The sequence below is a fragment of the Hallerella succinigenes genome (assembly GCF_002797675.1).
GTDB lineage: Bacteria > Fibrobacterota > Fibrobacteria > Fibrobacterales > Fibrobacteraceae > Hallerella > Hallerella succinigenes.
Genome location: NZ_PGEX01000001.1, coordinates 1,456,223 through 1,474,786, shown reverse-complemented (window position 1 = coordinate 1,474,786; position 18,564 = coordinate 1,456,223). Strand labels below are relative to the sequence as shown.

Here is an 18,564-nt window from a genome sequence, read left to right as displayed (position 1 = left end):
CATCAATAACTTCAATTTCCTCTTTATGTAAATAAATCCTGTTCTCGCCAGTTCTCTGGGAATCCCAATGAAGGCAGCTGATCACGACGAACTTTTTTCATCAGTTCTTTCAATTTTTCCTTGAACTGATAATTTGGCGCACAACTATCCAACAACTTTGTAATGATACACAAAGAAAAATAAATCCGGTCCTGTCGTGGAATGCTATCAACCCATTTTGTAGGCCTGTGAGTCGGTATCATCGGTCGCACGATAAAACTTCTAGTGAAAAGTCGCGAATAATGGGCACAAATGTTACGGACAAGGTTTAAATGCTGAAACCAGCTTACCAGGACACGCATGGTATTGCGGCTGAATCCAAAATATTGGGCCACGGCGGTTTTGGCGGGAATGTTGTTTTTGAGGTTAGAGAAGGTCTTTGATACAGTACCAAAAGTGGTCGTTTCAAAAATCATCCATGCAGGCGGCGAAACAGAGGAATCATATTTGTTTAGATAATGCTCCTTAAAAACCTCCCGCGAACGGTTCCAGTGCTTACGCAGTTCGTCCAAGTTGTCCCGGAAAATATTCTGGCTATTGCACAGGGCCGAATCTTCATACCAGCGCGAACCATGGGATAACGAAAGATGATATTCCATCTGTGTGCGAACAGCTATTTCAATGTAAGATAAAGCCTCCGAAACAATGGTCCTTAGACCCGCATCAAACTCGTAATCGTTCTTGATATAAGCCCAACAGACCCCAGTAAGGAATGGGCTCCCCGGCACGGCATTATTCTGATATGGATATGTATATCCACGCAGGCGGTAATAACTGATATTTGAAAGGACCTGTACAAGTTCCGACTCCGTAATTCCTTGAAGTCCTCTGGAAATCAAAAGTCTCGCCTGATCCTGCAACGACAAGGGAGGTTTGTTGTAAGCAATTAGCGACACCTAACCCTCCCCTAAAAAAAAGAACCCCGCTGGTTGCGCATTGCAAAGAGGCGTGCAGGGTTTTCTTGTTCATAAATATACATAATAAAAGGCCTAATATCAAGATTTTACTTTACAAATTTCAGGTTGCTCAACTGTTTCTGGATTTCCTTTTCGAGTTTGTGGCTTTCGGCGAACATGGCGGCGAGTTCTTCGGTGTCGGCTTTCATCTGGGCGTTGAATTCGTCCTCGGTGATATCCACGTAGTCTATCTTGATGTCGAAATACTGGCCGGCGCTCAGGCTGTAGCCTTTTTCCTTGACTTCGCTGTAGGTCACGACTACGCTGAAGTCTTCGACGGCTTTGGCCCTGCGGAAGGTGGTCACGATTTTCTCGATTTCGTCATCTTCGAGGCGGACTTTCTTGAGGCCGTTCGCGTCCTTGTATTCCTTGCCGAGTTTGCTTGCGTCAACGAGTGTGACTTTGTCGTTGTCGGTCTTTTTGCGGGTCTTGTCGAAGAAGAGCACGCTCACGTTGGTGCCGGTGTTCGCGAATACGTTGCTCGGCATGCTGACCACGCCATAGACGATGTGTTCGTCAACGATGCGTTCGAGGATTTTGTGCTCGATGCCGGATTTCGCGGTGATGAACCCGGTGGGGATTACGATGGCGCCCTTGCCGCCTGCCTTGATGCTGTTTACCACGTGCTGGATAAAGCAGGTGTAGATAGCCATGCTCTCCTTTTTCTTGTTCGGGACTTTAGGCACGCCAGCCCAAAAACGGGCATTCCATTTCTTTTCGATGTCGTCGCGTGTGTCGCTGAAATCCATCTTGAAGGGCGGATTGCTCACCACGTAATCGAACTGCTTGAGGCTCTTGCCGTCGTCGCTCTTGTGGTAGGGTTCCAGGAGGGTGTCGCCCTGCACGGCGTGATCGAGGCTCGAAACGAGTCCGTTCAGCAGCAGGTTCAGCTTGAGCATCTTGTTACTGCGCTGCGAGATGTCTTGCGCAAAGATGGTGCAGCGGTCTTCGCCAATCTGATGGCTGAGCGCCATGAGCAAGGTGCCGGTGCCTGCGCTGGGGTCGTAGCATTCTACGTTGTGCAGGTCGGCGCCATCGCCCACCAAGAGGCGGGCCATGATTTTCGCGATGGCCTTGGGGGTGTAATATTCGGCGTACTTGCCGCCGCCTGCGGTGTTGTAGTCCTTGAGCAGGTATTCAAAGATGTCCGAGAAAAAGTCGTAATGTTCGGCAAAGGCGTCTTCGAAGCTGAAGTTCACGAGTTTATCGACAAGGGCGCGGGCGAAGTTTGCACGCTGGGCGTCGTCGGTCACAAAGATGGTGAGCTTTTCGAAGATGGGAATTTTCGTTTCTTGCGCGGTCTTGGTGTAGAATACGTCCAGGTTGTCCTTCGCGATGGCGACCATGGTCTCGTCAAAGATGACGTCGAAATCGCCCTTGGCCTGCTTGTTCCAGAGGTTTGCAATCAGGTAGTCGGGCTTGAACACCGGGACTTCGGGCGGCAAGAAGAGGCTCACCTTTTCGCGGTCGGCCTTGGAGAGTTTCGCGTATTCCTCTTCCCACTTGTCAGATTTTTTGAGGGCCTTCAAACAAGGGTCATTGATTTTCTTGAGTTCGTAGCCGAACTTGTCGGCCATAAACTTATACAAAAACACCTGGGTGATAATCTTGTATTCGTTGCCGTCATTGCCCATGCCATACGTTTGGCAAGTGGCCTTGAGGGAGTCGATAAGGGCAATGGTCTTGTCTTTGATGTTCATGGTATTATTTACCATCCTTTATAATCCAGTGGCCGCCCTTCTGGCTGCCAACATACTCAATTAAGCCGTGTTCCTTAAGAATCGCGAAATGTTTCTTCACGGCCCTTGAAGTAAGGCCAATAATTTTGCCGATTTCTGTAGAAGACGCACTGGGATTCTTTTTTAATTCCTTAAATGTTTTCACAGCCCCTTCGGATAGTGTTTCGGGGAGTTCTGGGGAACTTTTTGGGTGAATTCTTTCGGGGAACTTTCGGGGAACTTTCGGGGAACTTTTGGGGAACTTTTTGCGTCTGCGAATTACAACGGTAAAGAAGTCTTCATCCGCAGAATATTCAACATCGGCCAAGCCATTTTCCTTGCAGAGTTCCCTGACTCGCTTTACTCCAGTCCCCCATTTTTCAACGATTCCCATCTTCAAGAAAATATCGGCAATCAGTTCGTTTCGGATGCTCGAAATTCCCGACAGCATCTTTTCAAGGGTCAATCCGCCATAAAGACCGCCCGGATTCGTAATTTCGATACGATCGTCAAAAATGCAAACCTGAATATTCGAATGAGCCAGATAATTTCTGTGCATCACAGCATTTACGATGAGTTCACGAATTACTTCAGTGGGAATTTCCGGGACATCTTTGCGATACAAACCCTTAATTTCGGCACCGATGTTTATATGCTGCAAAATAAAGTTGTAAGCGTTATCGATTTGTTCGTTAAGCGGGCCGTCAAATTCCTTGCGGTCGAGAAAATATACTTTGTCAGTTCCCTTGAAAAGTCCGCACTGGATACGGGCAAAATGCAGGTCGTTTTCAGCCAACAGCCTAAAGGCAATAGAGGGAAATAATTTGCCACTTTCCTCTTTAAGGAGTCCCCATCCAAGCATGTTTTCAAGCCGAACAAAGCGTTTATGGCTATACTGCTCGATGACTTTGCAAAGATTCTTTATAGCCTGTTCACTCGCGGGGGCATGCCTTTCGAAAAGCTTGTCGTATGATTTCCCTTCGCCTAAAAGAACCAGTTCCCTTATTTTCTCCCGTTCTGCTTTTCTTGTGGTAGCGGCCACGCGGATATATACACCATCAAGGCTACCTTCGGCTTTAAGGCAATACGGCTGGTTTTGACCGGGCAAAATATCAGCGATTACAATGGTCTTGTCATCTATGGTTTCAAACGTGATACGCGGATTAACCTGCGGATAAATTGCATCGCTAATCATGTTCGCAAGACCGTCCATAAACTTAAAAACTTTGCTGGCTTCAATTCCAACAATGTCAAGCGTTCTGTTGTCAACACCAAATACAATCCGACCGCCCCTGCCGTTAGAAAAGGCGACAATAGTTTTCAAAAGCTTCGAGTCTTTCGAAGGCATCTCTCTTTTGAATTCAAGGGTGTCGGATTCCCCCTGCTTGATTTCATCTATCGTCATCTTTAAATCCTTTCTTTTGGCCACACGGATTTGGAAAATCTAACGATTTTCCTGATTAATTTTCCTTTTTAAAATTCGTTATCCTTTCCCATTTTAACGATGTTTCACCAAAATTTACCAACAATCCGATATCCTTTTTTGCTGCATTCAAATAATTTAGCACCTGAGCCTTATGTGGCTTAGACAAAACACTCACAGATTTTAATTCAACAATTATTTTATCATAGCAGATGAAATCCGCATAATACTCTTTCTTAAGAGCTTTTCCTTTGTAAAATACAGGGAGCAGTTTTTCTCTCTCATACGGGATGCCTTGCAATTTAAATTCTTCTTCCAACGCTTCTTGATATACGGCTTCAAGAAATCCATGACCTAATTCATTATGGACTTCAAAACAAGCCTTTATTATATTTCCCGTTTCTTTCTCGTTAATTATCATACATTTTCCTTGATTTTCCGTTAGGAAAATCGAATCCGTGTGGCTCCTTATTTTATAGCATTCTAATTTCCATAATAGGCGTTATACTGGTTTATATACTGCTTGGCGATGCGCTGCTGGATAAACAGGTAATCGGGCATTTCGGGCTTGATTTGCGGGAATTGCGCGAGCCCATCTGCAATTTCTTTCATCACGGTTTTGCCGAAGTAGGCGTCCTGCTTCAGAATGTCGTTGCGGTCGAAAACCTTCGCGTCAATCGTTCCCTTGATGGTCAAGAGCGCCTGCACGATTTCTTCGTCAAACTTCGAGATAATCGGTGCCTGGTGCTTGGGTTCGCGGGCCTTGTTCTCTTCGCGGATGCGCTTGTGAACGTAGGCAAATTTCGTGTCGCCGTTGTACTTGCGCAAAAGGGCGTCGTTTGATTTGCGAAGATCTTCGAGGCGTTTCAGGATGTCGTTCATCGCCTGGTTCTGCTCGTTATAAACGGCAAGATTTTCCGGGGTAAAGCCATGCTTGTCAAAGATGCGCTTGAACTCCTGTTCTAGTTCAACAAATACAGGGTCTTCGTGATCGAAGTTATCCAGGAATCCGCGAAGTGCGCGCTTGTATTTTTCTCGCAGTTCCGTACCATTGTCGATGATTTTCAGTTCTTCCGTGCCAATGCAGCTAAAGTTGAACTCGATGTTCATCATGGCTTCGTTCACTGCAAACTGAGTCACTTCGCTATTGGTCCATGCCTCTTTCTGGTTAATCATCGCAATGCGGTGGTTCACTTCCGAAAGCATAAGCGGCAACTTTTCGATGTTCAGCTTTTCAAAGTCCTTTTTAAGGGCGTCGTCACCGAAAGTACGCACAAGGTTCAACGCGTCCTTGGCGAGTTCCAACGCCTTGCGCAGTTCAATCAAAACCTTCTTGTCTTCAAGGCTAGAAATCTCCGTAGAGAAAACTTCCGCGTTGTCGGTGGTGTAACTGAACAGAGCCTGACGTGCCACCTTCATGTGATTGATAAGGGCTTCCTTGTCTTCCATGACTTGATTGTACATGTCGGGCAAGTTATCGTCTGAGTCAGTATCGGCATCGTTGTAGCGGTTCAATTCCTGCAAATACGCGGCATTGGTCTCGTCGAAATTTTTCTTGATGTCGGCAAAGTCAATCAGGAATCCGCGTTTCATATTCTTGTACGGGCGATTCACGCGTGTAATTGCCTGCAACAAATTATGATCTTCGATTTTGCGACCGAAATACAAACGCTTAAGGCGCGGTGCGTCAAAGCCCGTCAGCAACATGTTGAAGACAATCAGAACATCAATCGTGTAATTCTTCTTGAAATCGTTGATAATCTGCTTGCGGGTTTCCTTGTCGTCGCTATCGAAGAGAATCAATCCCGCTTTCAAGTTAATTTTCTGGATGCGGTTTTCATTGAGTTCGTCCTGAATCTCGTTGAAGAACTTGTACAAGTTTCGCGCCTGTTCCGAAGATTCTGCAATAATCATGCCGCCAAGGTCGTTGTCGCCCTGCATGGCACGGAACTTCGCCAAATCATTGATGATGTAGCGGAGCAGCGCCTTCACGTATGTGGGGTGCCGAATAATCATGTCCTTCGAGACAGAACCCTTCTCCACCAGTTTCTGCACGCTTTCGTAAGCATCGTTCAGCTTTTTGCGGTAACTGGTTTCGATATCTTCGCGGATAATCTTTAACGTGTAGCCGTCTTGAATGGAACGGTCGTAATAATACGTGTGGAAGTAATCGCCAAAGACCTTGCAGCTCGCCTTTTCACTCCCGATGAGCGGTGTGCCGGTAAGTGCAATCTTGATGGCATTCTTGTCGGCATTGAAAAGGTTCGAAAGGAAGCATCCGCCCGGCTTGTAACCACGATGCGCTTCGTCCATAATGAACACGCGTTGCAAATTCGTGGCGTAATTCGGGATTTCCACTTTCTCGGTGTCATTTTCAAACTTCTGGATATTCACCACAGTAATTTCATCGACACCGGCGTTGCCCTGCAAGGCCTGCTGCGTGCGGAACTGCTCCATGAGTTCCGTGCGGGAATTTGCCGTTGTCACCTTGAGGCCGCGATTGCTCAATTCTTCGGTCGCCTGCTCCAGCAAATCCAGACGGTCCACAATAAAGTAGAATTTCGCGACTTTGTTCTGCTTGGCGTAATAGTCCTTGAGGACTTTGCTCAAGTGGAAAGAAAGCGCCGTCTTGCCCGAACCCTGCGTATGCCATACAATGCCGGATGTCGCCCCCGCTGCCAGTTTTTCACGGATAATCATGGCCGCAAAAAATTGCTGGTAACGCATGATGTGTTTTTCGTGGCGGCTCTCGATTTGGCCGTCCTTCTCCTTTTCAACATGCAAGTAAGCGATGCCATACTTGAGCAAAAAGAGCAAACGCTCCGGGCTCACCATCGAAGTAAGCACGCGGTTCGTGGGCGTGTTGATGTCTAGATTCGTTTTGTATTCCGGATTCTCTTTCAAGACCGGAACATTGAAATCCATCAGGACTCTCTTTTCGAGATCCGCAGGAATCGGCAAATAAGGATAATTGGCGTGGAACGGCGCGATTGCCGCACGCTTGGGGTTCTCTTCCCTGAAGCAGTTGAAACGCGCTTCGTTTTTCGCTGCCGTGCAATAGAACACGCCTTCAATCGGAACAACACCGCCCTTGGCATCGTACTCCATGTTGTTGGAGAAAATCATCAACTGCGTGATGTTGATAAAGCGGCGGAACTTTTTCTTCGGGAACCGCTCATCGTTCATCCGCTTGCTTTCGGCCACCATGCCGCCTACGTTATTCGGCTTCTTAACCTCGATAAACACGAGCGGGAGCCCGTTGATGAACAACGTAATGTCGGGGCGGAAGCTTTCATCGCCGTTCTTGCAAGTGAATTCCGCCGTGCAATGGTACGTGTTGTTTTCCGGGTGTTCAAAATCGACCAGGCGAAGTGGAGAATAGCTAGTCAAGCGCTTGTAGAACTGCTGGCCCAAATCGTCGTCATCCAGTTCCTTCTGAATGTCCGAAAGTACGCTCTGCGCAGAAACAGTCGCAGCCGGATTCAGCTTCTTGAACTGCTCCGCAAAAATGTCCACAAGGATGTTCGTCTCTGGGTCGTAGGGAATCGCCGGCGTTGCGTCAGACTCCGGAATTTTTCCCAAATACGTATAGCCGATGCGAGCCAAATGTTGAATCGCAGTCAGTTGAACGCGTGTCGCTTCCGTAAAAAGACCTGGCATAAAAACAATATCGCTTGTGTGTATAAAACGCTCTTACATGAATATAATTTTTTATCCGTCGCAAAAAATGACAATTAAAAAGTTGGAAGCCCATTGACTTGCAGAGTAGAAATGTGTTATATTAATGACACATATCAACCAAAATATCTGCGTTATTCACAAATAACCAATTCGCATGTACGCAGAAAGGAGCAAGCATGTACTACGTCGAGAACAAAATTATCTCCGATGAAAAAGCTGAACAAATTAAATCCAAAAACCATCAAATATGGAATCATTTTTGGAGCATCCCTAGCGATCAAAGGACTCGCACCGATTGGGAAAAATTACTAGACATTCAAATTCTAGTCAAAATCTCTGACCAATCTAGCTAACACCCCAATCAAAAAACGTCCGAGCCAAACAGGCCCGGACACATTCATTTTCACATTTGACGATCGTTAAAGAACCATTGCAAATTTAAAATCCCCTCCTATTTTATGTAAATTCACTGCTGTCCACTAAAAAATGAAGCAACTTTCCAATCGCGATGGGCTGCGCGCCCTGATTGTCGCTTTTGATGCGCACCGCTCAAAATGCTACCATCTCGGTGTCGCTCGTCATGTAACCAGAAGCAACCTGGCGAAGGCTAACGAGAACAGGGATTTCCGTATCTTCGAGGATTTCGCCTATTACATGATTGAACTCGCCCGCAAAAAACGGGCAAAGAAAATTTTCGGGTTCGGGGGACATGTCTATGCGTTTGACTCGACGACTATAGACCTCTGTCTGGAACTGTTTGAGTGGGCGAAGTTTCGCTTGACAAAGGGCGGCGTCACAGTCCATACGCTTCTTGATGTCGAAACTCAAGTTCCCTCGTTCCTGTTGATTACGGAGGCCAAGGTGAACGACGTAAACGGTAGTGGACTTCATCCCCTACGAGACAAGTTCCTATTACGTATTTGACAGGGCCTACAATGATTTCGGGCGTCATGCGCTGATTGATTCCTTGGGCTGTTTCTTTATCATTAGGGCCAGAAGAAACTCTATGACAAGCCGCGTGGCCGAACTCTACAAGAATCGCTGGCTGGTGGAGCTGTTCTTCAAGTGGCTAAAACAGCACCTGAAAATCAAGAAGTTCTGGGGCACGTCGGAAAATTCCGTGAAGATTCAGATCCATGTAGCGCCATCATCACCTATTGCCTCGTCGCGATTGTCCACCACGACATGAAATTGCCCCCCCCTGTACGAAATTCTCCAGATTCTGGGAATTTCTCTTTTTATGTTAAATTCTTAGAGGACACTAGTGTCTCTAGGTGTTATATTGAAATACATGAAGTCTAGATTATTTCTAAAATCCATTCAAATTCTCGCTCTATTGTCGGTAAGTGCGTTTTGGGTCTGCTGCAGCGACGACAATTCTAGCAATGCCAACGAAAACAAGTATGTGGAATCCAGTTCCAGCGATTCGGCGAGTGTTGTGATTCCCGAATCCTCGTCTAGCACCTCTTTTGCTGAAGATACATTGTGGAATCGTGCAAAGCTGACGTGGTATGAATCCTATCCGGCTCCGGAGAGCGAAGAATGTATTGAATACAACGGTTGCACTTGGGCTGGCTGGTTTGCCGGCCTCGAAGAGCAGCAAACGGAAGAATGGGTTCGAGAACACAATATTATCGCCGTCCATGAAAAGGATTGGGACATTTACAAATTGAAAACATTCCGCCTTCGCCGAAACGGTTACACGGTCGACGCCGTCGTTTACGATATGTGCTCCGACAGCGATTGCGATGGTTGTTGCACCAAGAACGCGGGCACGGTCGGCTTTTTAATCGATATCGAAAAATACACCCGGGAACGATTCAATAATTACGGTTCGGGAATTGTGGAGTGGATTTGCCTCGACTGCGATTAGTGCCGATTACCGCTTTTTCCATTCGGCAAAGCGCGGGTGCCCGAAATAAATTGATCTATCATGGGAAGGCCGTCGTTGAATTTCGCTTCGCCGCCGCCACCGATAATGAAAAAGCCGCCGGAAATCGCGAATTGCTTGTGGTGCCAGTTCACCAGGAAGCTGGGCATGAAAGGCACGAAGGATTCTCCCTCGTAATCTCCCAGTGCATCCGTTTCGATTTCGCGAGTCTGCCAAACGGTCTGGCTGTGCGCGGAAACATAGAGACCGTCTTCGGCAAAAGCGGCTACCGAGAAAAAGGGATTATTTTGGTAAGGTGCATAAATTAACCGATGTTCAAAAAGTGGAGATACACTAGTTAATGGAAAAGTATTTTTAAAGGATGTCTCTGACTTGCAAGCAATTTATTATATATAAATGAATTTTGATTTATTTATAAATGAATTTTAGTTAAAAAAGTTGGCCGAGGCGGTTTTTACATGGGTTTATTGGACGGAAATGCAATAACGTCGTTGAATTCCTGGGCGTGCCAGCCATCGGCTGTCGGCGTGCTACAGGCTACCCTCCGGTCGGTGCTGCGCACTTTCGCAGAATCTGCGAAACCTTTCGCGTGCCTCACGCTGTTTTAAAAGGGGGATTTTTCCCGCTAGCCACGAACCTCTCATCACGCATATCCCGGATTTCCGTCTATTTTTATATTTTTTAAACCGATACATTTTCGTTGTTTTAGCGTTTGGAAAAGGCCATTTATGGAAAATATCGTCGCATTGGATATGGCGGCCAAAGAGGAACTTGCGCAACTCGCCCGGCTCCCTGAAGTGACCGTGAAAGAAAAGAGAACGATTTCTCCGCAGGAAGCTGCGGAGCTGGATCCGATTTCCCGCCGGACTTCCATGGACGAATCCTCGTTGGGGTTTACCGAAGCCCAGGCCCGCTTGGAAGCGAACCGTTGTTTGAAATGCAAGAAGCCGACTTGCACTCCGGCTTGCCCGATAGGAATGCCGATTCCGGAATACCTGGAACGGGTGGCGGCGGGCGATTTTCAGGGTGCCATCGATATTATCCGGCGGACTTCGCTTATCCCGTCGATTTGCAGCCGCGTCTGTCCGCATGAACGCCAGTGCCAGTCCAATTGCACGTTGGGAAAACTCTTGAAAGATCCCGCAAAGGGCGTACATCTTGGGAATATGGAACGTTTTTGCGCGGATTACGAGCGCGAGCATTTGGGAGGCAAAAAACCGATTCCGGTCGGAGAAAGCTCCGGCAAGAAAATCGCAATTGTCGGTTCGGGGCCTGCGGGAATCGGAGCGGCAATTGATTTGCGGGCTTACGGGCATCAGGTGGAAATTTTTGAGGAATACGATTTGCTCGGCGGAGTCCTGCGCTACGGTATCCCGGAATTCCGACTTCCCAAGAAAATTCTGGATTATGAAATTGCGACGCTTCAACAGATGGGCGTTGTTTGCCATACCAAAGTCCATGTGGGCAAGGATGTTTCGATAGACGAGCTTTTGCTGCAAGGATTCGATGCGATTTTTGTCGCAAACGGGGCGAGCGTCCCCTCGGTTCCCAAAATTCCGGGAATCGATTTAAAAGGCGTATTCAACGCCAAGGATTATTTGGAACGGGCGAATCGCGGGGCGGAGCTCTCTTCCGGCAAGAACGTCATTGTCGTCGGTGGCGGCAATGTGGCGATGGATGCGACCCGCATGGCGTATCGTCTGGGAGCGGAAACGGTTCGTTTGGTCTATCGCCGCACCCGGAATGAAATGCCGGCCTGCCGTGCGGAGGTTCTCGATGCGACAAGCGAGGGGGTGCAAATTGTGGAACTCCGCAACCCCTGCGAATTGATTGCCGATGAAGAAGGGCGAGTGAAGGGCGCCAGACTGGACGTGTTCACTTTGGGCGAGCCGGATGAAAAAGGCCGCCCGACTCCGGTTAAAGTAGAAGGCGCGTCGGAGGTCATCGACTGCGATACGGTCGTGATGGCGATTGGCAGCAAAACGGCACCGGATGTGCTGGAATCCGCCAGCGAAGAATCCAAAAAGAAAGTTTATGTCGGCGGAGACGCCCTGTATGGCCCTAAAACGGTCGTGCTTGCCATTCGCACCGGGCGTGAAACCGCAGCGAAAATCCACCGGGATTTGATGGAATAATCAATCGCTTTCCGCTTGGAATCGGATTATCCAGAATTCGGTATCGCTGCCGATGCGCACGGGCGGCCCCCAGGAACCCAAACCCGAGGAAACTAGCCACGGGATGCCGTCGAGTTTTCCCGGCCCGTAAGCATGTTCCCACACGAGGTGGATAATCGCCGTTCCCGGGAAAAATTGCCCGTTGTGGGTGTGTCCGGAAAGCGCCAAGTCCGGAAGCGCTCCGGAATAATCTTTTTCAATCCCTCTGGGTTGATGGTCTAGCAAAATCCAGGGAAGGCTCGTATCCGTGGGGAGCATCTCCTCCAGATTTTTCCGGGGAATGTCGCGGGCGCGCGCCATTTGAAAATCCGTCCTGCCCGTTATGCAGGCGAGAGGCGTGCAAACCGTTTCGTCGTTTAGAACGGCCATGCCGTTTTTTTGCATCCATTGCACGGGATTCGAACCGTTTCTTTCCATAAAGGCTTCGTGATTTCCCACGACGGCGAATGCCCCCGCTTTAGCTGCGGAAGTCAACCGGCGAAACAGCGAATCGTAACCGGCGGCATCCAGCGCCGAATCGGAAATGTCCGCCAAGTCGCCCCCAAAAAGAATCAAATCGGGGCGCAAACCGATTCCCTGGTATTCCGGGCTTTTAGGCGACTTCCAAAACGGAAAGGGCTTCCATCACATCCATCCGTGTCGGGTTGCCTTCGAATTCCAAACGGAAATGTCCCGAATTTTCAATGCCCAGCTCTTGATTTTCGCGGATCAGCTGTCTGGATTTTTGCAGGAGGAATTTTCGGCGCATTTCCATTGTCTGACATCCATACATTCCTGTGCATTTTTCACGCGTTGGTTGTGGATTTCAATTTTCTTGTTTTCGTCCAAGCTTTTCTTGAACTGGATTCCGAAAGGCAAGAGAAGAAAAAGGCAAATCGCCATCAGGAGGATTTTTTCATAGGCGTTTATCTTAAGGCCACCCCTAAAAATAGCATAGAACGCCGTCATTCCGGCATTTTAATGTCGATTGATTCGTAACTTAGCCGTTCGACGGGTCTTTTCGACCCCGGTTCCCGGGCGTTTCCGCCCGGTGTTTGCCCCGGAGGGCCGCCGCTACGCGGGCTGGGCACACTTCATTTCGTTCTTGTCGCCCTTGGCGAGCTTGCCGTATACGTTGCTGTCGTGCACGCTGGCGCGGGGCCTCCACGATGGAGGCGTCAACGACGGATACGATGAGGCATTGGAATCGGCAATAGCACTTAATTTTATCAAGTTCTTTTAGCTCGGCTAGGACACTCAGCAATGGACTCGTATCTTTGCACAGATTTTAAAGCATTTTCAGTCAAACTGCTAGTGTCTAAATACTGAATAAAATCATAGGAAGATTTGGCTGTTAATGAATATTTTCTAGCTAACACCCCAATCAAAAAATGTCCGAGCCAAACAGGCCCGGACGCATTCATTTTCACATTTGACGATCGTTAAAGAATCGTTCCGGTATCGTTGCAAGTACCATACTTTCCAATTCTATAAATCTGGATGGAATTGGAATACGAATTGAAGTAATAGCGGCATTCACTTGCCGAATAATAGGTTCTGTCACATTCCACCTTTGTTTCGTCATTTGTATACTTGATGTGCAAAGCTGTGGCATTCTTAAGCGCACTGGACCTAGAGAAGCTCGTCGTCGCATATTTAGAACGCGTTAAACTGGAGAACGGGATATCGATCGTCTTGGGCGACGAACTGTAAGTGACTGGATAGTAATAAGAGAAGTCTCCATCGCCCACAGCCGGAATCGCGACTTCAAAAGATTTAGTCGATTCATACGTCAGGCAAATGCCCGTCCAATCCGAAAGATCCACACTTTCATTTTCACCATCGGTAGACCAATTAAATCCAAAGCCCGCATACGGATACGGATCCGGAGCGTTGTAATAATACGAGCCATCATAAGCGACATACCAGTTAATATATTCCAGCGTAATCGAAAGGTCGAGCGCCGTAGATCCAAAAATTCCTACCGCAGTCGAAATTCCGCCATCTGCCGCATCCAAATATTTGAACCACCAGCCCGAACTATCGCCAGTTGCAGAGTTGCTGTCCAAGAAGTTGTATTCATCAACCGTATTAAAGAACGTTCTCGCGCGAGACTGATAAGACGGTTCCCAAATGATACCATCCTTAAAAGTCACCACCTTTTCCTTTGTCGCAGAAGAGGAAGAAACTACAGCCACCGAACTCGACGAAACCTCACTCGAATTTTTAGAAGAAGACGAGACCGCCGATGAGCTGCTCGAAACATCTAATGAGCCATATTTTTTCCAGACATATTCTGCGTCGTCATAATTGTAAGGATCCGTAATATCCAAGACGCAGGCATAAACGGCATTGTCCTTTTCCGAGTAATAGGTCGCATCATCGTCACCAAGAATCAGTTCCGCAGTACACGTCGGAGCTTTCTTGATGTCATCAATCGTGGGAAGCCAAAGCGTAAAGGACATGCCCGAGCTTACATAACTTGCGCAGATATAATCCTTCTCTTTAGACTTCACAAAAACCTTGTTGCCAAGCACATTGTCAGCGCACTCGATTTCCATCAATGCGTCCAAATCATCGACTTCGGTCAAAGTCGTTTCTTCTGCAGAAGAACTACTTTTTCCTAAAAGACCGCCGATAGAACTGCTAGACGATTTCGCCACTTCATTTGCCGCCTCGCAAGCAGAGTTCTGCGCTTCATAAATATCTTCAAGCGAACCAGAAAGGCCCACCTTCTGAACCACCGTGCACAGGCCATTTTCAAAAGTCGCCGTAAAGCCTTCCACGGAACCGTTCGCTTCACAAACAGCCTTAGCAGTTGTCTCGTCACCCATGGCGGAATAATCCGAAACGGTCGTTTGAGACGCCATATTGCCTTCCGTGTCAAACACGTAGACGGTAGTGACCGATGCTCCATCGACAGATGTTTTTACGGTAACCGAATTTGTCGTCTTGGTTACAGAACACACATCATTTTGAGCAGCGCTAGGACCGCTGCCGGAATCCCCTCCGCAGCCGAATACGGCAAGCCCCGCCGCGCAAGCAAGAGAAACTAAAGGGAAGGCAATTCGAGTGTCACGCATCATCGGCATGTTTATTTTCCTCATCGCTGATTTTTGTGGATAAGTACGTTTCCTCAATGAATGTAAATTTAATAATACCCCCCATTTTGGGTAAATTTAAGTTTACAAATGAAGAATTTGTGATGAAACGCATCGTCTTCGGCACAAAGAACAACCCGCGAACGGCACAACCTCGCGACTGCCAGGTACTGCATGCACATGGTCGACCTCGCATCGAGCTACCTCGTGTTCTGGGCGCTGGAAGGCAGCCGAATGCCCGGACCCATTCACGCCCTCGCCCGCGGCAAGTGGGTGGAATGTTTTTGAGGAGTGGGGGGTAAAACGCCTGATCAAATGCCGCAAAAACACTCAGTAAATAGTTTTTTGTAAAAATGTGCAATTTTCTTGAAAATTGGGCAGGAAAACGTGTATGTTTATAAAAAAATTGGGCAGGAAAACGTGTTTAAGAGAAAAATTGACCAAATTCTGGAAAACTGGCTGGACGAACCGAAGCACAAGCCCCTTGTGGTAAAAGGGGTTCGCCAGTGTGGCAAAACCAGCAGCATTAGGGCTTTTGCGGAAAGTCATTTCAAGCACGTGGTGTACCTGGATTTTCGGGAGCACCCGGATTACAAGAAATTCTTCGAACCCAATGTTTCCGTAGCGTCTATCATCATGCGCATTTCTGCAGCGCTCCCTGCGGCAGAAATCGTGCCCCATGAAACGTGCTTTGTGTTTGACGAAATTCAGGATTGCCCGCTGGCCCGCAGTTCCCTCAAGTATTTTTTTCTGGACGGTCAATACGAGGTGATGTGTACGGGCTCGCTACTTGGAGTGCATGGCTACAAGACAAAAGACGAGAAGGGGGGTGAACAGGAGTCATCTATCCCGGTGGGTTTCGAACACATTGTCGAAATGTTCCCGATGGATTTTGAGGAATGGCTCTGGGCTAACGGAATCAAGCCGATGCATTTCGATTACCTCAAGGAATGTCTGCAAAGTGAAACGCCTGTTGATGTAGCGATTCACGATCGATTCAGGGAACTGCTCAACCAGTATGTGATTGTCGGCGGCATGCCGGAAGTGGTGACAACATTTTTAGAAAGCGGGCTAGTTGGCAAGGCACTAGCCATACAAAAGCGGATTGTTGACGAATACAAGGCCGACATGGTCAAGTATGCCGCGAAAGAGGACAAGGCGCGTATTCGCGAATGCTTTGAATCAATCCCCTCGCAACTTGCGCGTGAATACAAAAAATTTTCGTATAGCGTTGTAAAGAAGGGCGGTCGTGGGCGTGATTACGCCGGAAGCCTGCAATGGATCGAGGACGCGGGAATCATCCGGCGTTGCTATAATATTGAAAAGACAGAACTGCCTTTAGACGGCAGCAAGATTCCAAGCGAGTTCAAGGTTTATATGGCTGATATCGGGCTGCTGATTTCTATGCTCGAAGATGGAACGCAGTCGAGCATTCTGAGCGGCGACTTGCTTGGTTACAAGGGAGCCATTTTTGAAAACCTGATTGCCGACATATTTGGCAAGATGGGACGCAAGCTTTATTACTATCATAAGGACAGCGGAGTCGAACTTGATTTTGTCATGCGCTACCGCGGCAAATGTACGCCGGTAGAATGCAAGGCTCGAAACGGGAATGCCAAATCCATGCGGACCGTGCTCAAGAACAAAGAAAAATACCATGTGGAACAAGCCCTGAAACTGGGCGACTACAATGTCGGTCGCAACGGTGAAACGCTCACGCTGCCCATGTACATGGGATTTTTGTTGACAGAGGTTTGAGAGGATTATTCGAATTAACAAATATAGCAAGAGGGTGAAATGAGTACAAAAGAATCAGTTGAATTAGAACAGTTATCATTAAAACAGGTACTAGTTGATAAAACATTGAAAATACCTGCTTATCAGAGAATTTATTGCTGGAAAGAAAAAACGGCAATTCAATGATTGAATGACTTGATAAACATTAATTTTTGAGATGACAATTGAATGACTTCAGGGCGATAAAATGACATTTTGTCGATTCTTCGCCCTAAAAAAACTCCCCGCGCATTTTAATTGCACGGGGAAATTTTTTAAAGGTGATTCCGGCACTGGGGCCGGGATGACAATCGCGCGGTTGGCAGTTATTCCTAACCACTAACCACCAACCACTAATCACTAATATCTGTAGTGATCTGCCTTGTACGGACCTTCCACAGGCACGCCGATGTAGTCGGCCTGGGCCTGAGAAAGCTTCGTCAGGTGAACACCGAGTTTTTCAAGGTGCAGGCGTGCGACCTTCTCGTCGAGGATCTTCGGGAGCGTGTACACGACACCGGTTTCATACTTGAGACCGGAAACCGTCTGCTTGCCCGTTGCGGAAAGCCAGAGGTCCACCTGCGCAATCGTCTGGTTCGTGAAGCTTGCACTCATCACAAAGCTCGGGTGACCGGTAGCGCAGCCGAGGTTCAGCAAGCGACCTTCCGCGAGAACGAGAATGCTGTGGCCATCCGGGAAAATCCATTCATCATACTGCGGCTTGATTTCGTTGCGAACAATGCCTGGAACCTTCTTGAGGCCAGCCATGTCGATTTCGTTGTCGAAGTGGCCGATGTTACCGACGATGGCGCGGTGCTTCATCTTGCTCATCTGTGATGCGCTGATGATGCCGGTGTTACCGGTGGTGGTCACAAAGATGTCGGCCATGCTCACGACTTCGTCGAGGGTCTTCACTTCATAGCCTTCCATGGCAGCCTGGAGAGCGCAGATCGGGTCGATTTCGGTGATGATCACGCGGGCGCCCTGACCGCGGAGGGACTGCGCGCAGCCCTTACCCACATCGCCGTAACCGCAGACGACAGCTATCTTGCCAGCCATCATCACGTCCGTTGCACGGTTGATTCCATCGATCAAGGAATGACGGCAGCCGTAGAGGTTATCGAACTTGGACTTAGTGACGGAATCGTTCACGTTAATCGCCGGGAACTTGAGACGTTTGGCCTGAGCCATCTGATAAAGACGGTGAACACCGGTTGTCGTTTCTTCGGAAACTCCCTTCAAAGCTTCTCGCGCGCGGGTCCACTGCTTCGGATCCTTGTCGAACACCTTCTTGCAGGTAGCGAGGAAGGCACCCCATTCTTCGGAATCCTTTTCCGGGTTGAATTCCGGCACTTTGCCTGCATCTTCAAATTCGGCGCCACAGGTCACGAGCATCGTAGCATCGCCTCCGTCGTCCACGATCAAGTCGGCGGTCTTGCCGTCCGGCCACACGAGAGCGCGCGCGGTATTTTCCCAATAGTCTTCAAGGGATTCACCTTTCCAAGCGAACACCGGAACACCCTGCGGATTTTCAACCGAGCCCTTCTTACCGACGACGACTGCAGCAGCAGCGTTATCCTGCGTACTGAAAATGTTGCAGCTCACCCAGCGAACATCTGCGCCAAGGTCAACGAGAGTTTCGATAAGGATAGCGGTCTGCACCGTCATGTGGAGGCTGCCCATGATGCGAGCTCCAGCGAGCGGTTTTTTCCCTTCATATTCCTTGCGGAGAGCCATGAGGCCCGGCATTTCGGTTTCGGCGAGATCGAGTTCCTTACGGCCTTCGATAGCCAGGTTGATATCCTTAATCTTGTATTCCATATTAT

The 18,564-nt window shown here is 48.3% G+C and carries 15 protein-coding genes and 1 pseudogene; 6 read left to right on the top strand and 10 right to left on the bottom strand.

The genetic code is table 11. The features are described from left to right. Window positions 1-23: 23 nt before the first annotated feature. The 5 genes from BGX16_RS06650 to BGX16_RS06630 form a co-directional block, all read right to left on the bottom strand. The gene (locus BGX16_RS06650; protein ID WP_100425347.1) at window positions 24-935 is read right to left on the bottom strand and encodes an Abi family protein; all 912 of its coding nucleotides are present in this window, start codon (window positions 933-935) and stop codon (window positions 24-26) included. Between the two features lie 107 nt (window positions 936-1,042). Beyond that, entirely contained in the window at window positions 1,043-2,710 is a 1,668-nt protein-coding gene (locus BGX16_RS06645) for an HsdM family class I SAM-dependent methyltransferase (RefSeq protein ID WP_198514875.1), read from the bottom strand. Then, the gene (locus tag BGX16_RS06640) at window positions 2,700-4,118 is read right to left on the bottom strand and encodes an AlbA family DNA-binding domain-containing protein (protein WP_157797916.1); all 1,419 of its coding nucleotides are present in this window, start codon (window positions 4,116-4,118) and stop codon (window positions 2,700-2,702) included. Before BGX16_RS06640 ends, BGX16_RS06645 begins: the two co-directional genes overlap by 11 nt. Window positions 4,119-4,173: 55 nt before the next feature. After that, entirely contained in the window at window positions 4,174-4,557 is a 384-nt protein-coding gene (locus tag BGX16_RS06635) for a GxxExxY protein (protein ID WP_100425345.1), read from the bottom strand. A 62-nt stretch (window positions 4,558-4,619) separates the two neighbouring features. Then, on the bottom strand, window positions 4,620-7,796 hold the full coding sequence (locus BGX16_RS06630) for a type I restriction endonuclease subunit R (RefSeq protein ID WP_100425344.1): 3,177 nt from the start codon (window positions 7,794-7,796) through the stop codon (window positions 4,620-4,622). A 507-nt stretch (window positions 7,797-8,303) separates the two neighbouring features. Here BGX16_RS06630 and BGX16_RS06625 point away from each other — a divergent pair. From BGX16_RS06625 to BGX16_RS06615, 3 genes and pseudogenes are all read left to right on the top strand, one after another. After that, window positions 8,304-8,741, top strand: coding sequence for a DUF4372 domain-containing protein (locus tag BGX16_RS06625; RefSeq protein WP_100425343.1), 438 nt, complete (start codon window positions 8,304-8,306; stop codon window positions 8,739-8,741). Continuing rightward, window positions 8,692-9,054: pseudogene (locus BGX16_RS15135) on the top strand (transposase); the annotation flags it as partial. The gene BGX16_RS06625 and the pseudogene BGX16_RS15135, both read left to right, overlap by 50 nt. Before the next feature lie 54 nt (window positions 9,055-9,108). Continuing rightward, window positions 9,109-9,690: a hypothetical protein gene (locus BGX16_RS06615; RefSeq protein WP_241899484.1), complete on the top strand. Its 582-nt coding sequence runs from the start codon at window positions 9,109-9,111 to the stop codon at window positions 9,688-9,690. Here the strand turns inward: BGX16_RS06615 and BGX16_RS14590 are convergent. Continuing rightward, a complete protein-coding gene (locus BGX16_RS14590) occupies window positions 9,687-9,866 on the bottom strand; it encodes a hypothetical protein (RefSeq protein ID WP_157797915.1) in 180 nt (59 codons plus the stop codon). The genes BGX16_RS06615 and BGX16_RS14590 overlap by 4 nt on opposite strands. A 570-nt stretch (window positions 9,867-10,436) precedes the next feature. Here BGX16_RS14590 and BGX16_RS06610 point away from each other — a divergent pair. Next, window positions 10,437-11,843, top strand: coding sequence for an NAD(P)-dependent oxidoreductase (locus BGX16_RS06610; RefSeq protein WP_100425341.1), 1,407 nt, complete (start codon window positions 10,437-10,439; stop codon window positions 11,841-11,843). Here the strand turns inward: BGX16_RS06610 and BGX16_RS06605 are convergent, their stop codons facing one another. From BGX16_RS06605 to BGX16_RS06590, 3 genes are all read right to left on the bottom strand, one after another. Next, entirely contained in the window at window positions 11,844-12,449 is a 606-nt protein-coding gene (locus BGX16_RS06605) for a metallophosphoesterase (protein ID WP_100425340.1), read from the bottom strand. A gap of 25 nt (window positions 12,450-12,474) precedes the next feature. Next, window positions 12,475-12,630 (bottom strand): hypothetical protein, encoded by a 156-nt coding sequence (locus BGX16_RS14585; RefSeq protein WP_157797914.1) that lies wholly within the window; start codon window positions 12,628-12,630, stop codon window positions 12,475-12,477. Window positions 12,631-13,303: 673 nt separating this feature from the next. Further along, complete coding sequence (locus BGX16_RS06590; protein WP_100425337.1) at window positions 13,304-14,953, bottom strand: hypothetical protein; 1,650 nt, start codon at window positions 14,951-14,953, stop codon at window positions 13,304-13,306. 429 nt (window positions 14,954-15,382) lie between these two features. Between BGX16_RS06590 and BGX16_RS06585 the strand changes: the two genes are divergently transcribed. Together BGX16_RS06585 and BGX16_RS15090 are read left to right on the top strand one after the other, a co-directional pair. Continuing rightward, on the top strand, window positions 15,383-16,720 hold the full coding sequence (locus BGX16_RS06585; protein ID WP_100426782.1) for an ATP-binding protein: 1,338 nt from the start codon (window positions 15,383-15,385) through the stop codon (window positions 16,718-16,720). A gap of 39 nt (window positions 16,721-16,759) precedes the next feature. Then, a complete protein-coding gene (locus BGX16_RS15090) occupies window positions 16,760-16,885 on the top strand; it encodes a hypothetical protein (protein ID WP_277352368.1) in 126 nt (41 codons plus the stop codon). Window positions 16,886-17,098: 213 nt separating this feature from the next. Here BGX16_RS15090 and ahcY read toward each other — a convergent pair whose 3' ends face one another. Beyond that, window positions 17,099-18,559 carry an adenosylhomocysteinase gene (gene ahcY, locus BGX16_RS06580; RefSeq protein WP_241899483.1) on the bottom strand — a complete coding sequence of 487 codons (1,461 nt, stop codon included), beginning with the start codon at window positions 18,557-18,559 and terminating at the stop codon, window positions 17,099-17,101. Window positions 18,560-18,564 lie beyond the last annotated feature (5 nt).

Excerpts from the sequence above, each read along its gene's own strand:
- BGX16_RS06635 (WP_100425345.1), bottom strand. The coding sequence starts at position 4,557 with ATGATAATTAACGAGAAAGAAACGGGAAATATAATAAAGGCTTGTTTT.
- BGX16_RS06640 (WP_157797916.1), bottom strand. The coding sequence starts at position 4,118 with ATGACGATAGATGAAATCAAGCAGGGGGAATCCGACACCCTTGAATTC.
- BGX16_RS14585 (WP_157797914.1), bottom strand. The coding sequence starts at position 12,630 with ATGCGCCGAAAATTCCTCCTGCAAAAATCCAGACAGCTGATCCGCGAA.
- BGX16_RS15090 (WP_277352368.1), top strand. The coding sequence starts at position 16,760 with ATGAGTACAAAAGAATCAGTTGAATTAGAACAGTTATCATTAAAACAG.
- ahcY (WP_241899483.1), bottom strand. The coding sequence starts at position 18,559 with ATGGAATACAAGATTAAGGATATCAACCTGGCTATCGAAGGCCGTAAG.
- BGX16_RS06610 (WP_100425341.1), top strand. The coding sequence starts at position 10,437 with ATGGAAAATATCGTCGCATTGGATATGGCGGCCAAAGAGGAACTTGCG.
- BGX16_RS06625 (WP_100425343.1), top strand. The coding sequence starts at position 8,304 with ATGAAGCAACTTTCCAATCGCGATGGGCTGCGCGCCCTGATTGTCGCT.
- BGX16_RS06590 (WP_100425337.1), bottom strand. The coding sequence starts at position 14,953 with ATGCCGATGATGCGTGACACTCGAATTGCCTTCCCTTTAGTTTCTCTT.
- BGX16_RS06630 (WP_100425344.1), bottom strand. The coding sequence starts at position 7,796 with ATGCCAGGTCTTTTTACGGAAGCGACACGCGTTCAACTGACTGCGATT.
- BGX16_RS06615 (WP_241899484.1), top strand. The coding sequence starts at position 9,109 with ATGAAGTCTAGATTATTTCTAAAATCCATTCAAATTCTCGCTCTATTG.
- BGX16_RS06645 (WP_198514875.1), bottom strand. The coding sequence starts at position 2,710 with ATGGTAAATAATACCATGAACATCAAAGACAAGACCATTGCCCTTATC.